Genomic DNA, 732 nt, shown 5'->3' on the forward strand with positions numbered 1-732 from the left:
GCCGAACTAGGATCGACGGCCACGTCGCGCAAGCTGGCGGCCTCGATCGGCATCGCTTTCGTCGATGACGCCAACACGACGGTGGCCGACGCGCTGGCCTGCGCCGACGACGCCTGCTACGCGGCCAAGGCCGCCGGGCGGAACCGATTTGCCGTCTTCTCCACCGATACGGCATCGGGTTCGGGTGGCCTCAACGCGGCGCGCGTCGTCGCCGATACGGTCGATGCCATGGAAGACGGAAGGCTGAAGCTGTTTGGCCAGGAAATCCATCGGCTGGGCCGTCCCTGGCTGGAAAGCCGCCATGTCGAAGTGTTGGCCAGGCTCGCCGCCCGCAACGGCCGGCTGGTGCCACCCGGCGAGTTCATTCCGGTGGCCGAGCGGTTCGGCATCGCGTCGCGGCTCGACCGCTGGATCATCCGCACCGCGCTGTCGCGGCATGGTGCCGCCTTGCGTTCGGGGGCGTTGACGCTTGGCTTCAATCTGTCGGCGCAGACGCTGAGCGACCCGCAGCTTTGGGACTTCGTGGACAACGTCATAGAAGAAACCGGGGCGCCGCATTCGGGCATCGGCTTCGAGATCACCGAAACCGCCGCCGTCACCAATTTCGACGCCGCCGAACAGTTTGTGCGCAAGGCGCGCGAGCGGCGCTGCCGGGTCAGCCTCGATGATTTCGGCGCCGGTATGAGCTCGTTCGAATATCTCCGGCGGTTCCCCGTCGACACGATCAAGATC

The 732-nt window shown here is 66.5% G+C and carries 1 protein-coding gene; it reads left to right on the forward strand.

Features of this window, described 5'->3' with window-relative positions:
* A partial coding sequence (locus EN964_RS36205; RefSeq protein ID WP_164776548.1) for an EAL domain-containing protein occupies positions 1-732 on the forward strand: 732 nt, incomplete at both ends.

The organism is Mesorhizobium sp. M7A.F.Ca.CA.001.10.2.1 (assembly GCF_003998575.1).
In the GTDB taxonomy this organism is placed as follows: Bacteria; Pseudomonadota; Alphaproteobacteria; order Rhizobiales; family Rhizobiaceae; genus Mesorhizobium.